Source organism: Brachyspira sp. SAP_772 (assembly GCF_009755885.1).
In the GTDB taxonomy this organism is placed as follows: Bacteria; Spirochaetota; Brachyspiria; order Brachyspirales; family Brachyspiraceae; genus Brachyspira.
Window position 1 is genome coordinate 1 of the sequence record NZ_VYIX01000255.1, and the last position, 623, is coordinate 623.

Consider the following 623-nt stretch of genomic DNA (forward strand, 5'->3'; position numbering starts at 1 on the left):
TTTTTTGATATATTATTTAGTTCATTAACCCATATATAATAACTTCCATAATATGTTTTTATTTCACTTATGTTTCCTACTAATTCAGTTAGAGAAGCAGAAAAACTTTCTTTGTTATATACCTTTTTTACACTAGTTGTCATGTAAGTGTCGTAGAAATCAAATACTTCGACTCTTGAGTTTTTTTCATTAATATCACCAGATAATTCATTTCCGATTATTTCTATTTGTAATTTATTTAAAAATAATGTTTTTACTCCAAATTTTTGTGATACTTTTTCATCATATACAATTCCGTTTTCAACTATTACTTTTATTGTTCTATTAGTAATATTATTTTTATCTATAGTTTCTAAATAATATCTTCCGCTATATTTTTTTAAATAATCAGATATTTTTACTGGRTCAGTTATTATATCATCAGCAACAGGAGGTTTTTCTACAATTATTTCRTCTATTACAGTTCCATCTCCTATATCAATAKTTGTATTTGGGCTTGTAGTAGAGTTGGCACAAGAAATAATAAATAATGTTATRAAAACTAATATAATTTTATTCATAAAACACTCCATTATATATTATTTTGTTAATATAATTTGATAATTTTATATATATAAGTCTAT

Annotated in this window: 1 protein-coding gene; it reads right to left on the reverse strand. The window is 22.3% G+C overall.

From position 1 onward, the window contains the following. The coding region (locus GQX97_RS13880; RefSeq protein ID WP_198391263.1) for a hypothetical protein at positions 1-560 on the reverse strand (560 nt) is incomplete at its 3' end. Between the last annotated feature and the right edge of the window lie 63 nt (positions 561-623).